Origin of the sequence: Schleiferilactobacillus perolens DSM 12744 (genome assembly GCF_001435585.1) — a bacterium.
GTDB lineage: Bacteria > Bacillota > Bacilli > Lactobacillales > Lactobacillaceae > Schleiferilactobacillus > Schleiferilactobacillus perolens.
On record NZ_AZEC01000056.1, the window covers coordinates 1 to 716 of the forward strand.

1 pseudogene is annotated in these 716 nt (G+C 33.2%); it reads left to right on the forward strand.

Annotation, left to right across the window (positions count from 1 at the left end):
• Window positions 1-524: 524 nt before the first annotated feature.
• A pseudogene (locus FD09_RS16845) lies at window positions 525-716 on the forward strand (hypothetical protein); the annotation flags it as partial.

Genomic DNA, 716 nt, shown 5'->3' on the forward strand with positions numbered 1-716 from the left:
ACTCGATTTATTAGTGCAAAGCACCCCTTAAATTTAATGCAAAATAAAATTACAATTTACAAACGGTATGCTGATATAATTACGGAAAATATAGTAATATCAAAGGGTTATTATGTCATTTTAGAATTAAAACAGCCCCTGTTATCTAGTGATTAGATAACAGGGGCTGTCTTAATAGTCTTTTCGAGGGGTCATTATGTAATTATAGCCCCTAAATTAAGGAATGTTTTAGTGACCACCTAGGATCATAGTTAATTCATAGCAAAACTCCTGGTATTTTACTTAGAAGTCAATAAATTAATTGGACTGCTTTATGGTGGTAAGTTATGACGTATTTTAACACCTTTAATTATAAGGCATAAAAAAAGCGACACAATTGTTAAGTTATGACGCAGTTTATATATTCATTTAGCGGACATTAACCCATTTATTAATAAAAACTGGACTTAGAATGCGTTTCTCAAACGTCGAAACATGAAAAAAAGCCTATTTCTAGGCGCTTTTTACGATTATTGTTGTAAAGTTTGTTGGGCTTTTTTAGCTCTTGGCTTTTTAAATCTGGATTATCCTTTGCACCTGAAGATGGAAAGGGGACTGCTTCTTCTGCTTATGGTGGTCTAGGCATGGCTTTAGGTAATAACGGATTTAACGTTATCGGTGCTTTGTTCCTTAGCCAGTTTCGACTAGGATTTATAGTCTTTGGTATATTCACATTT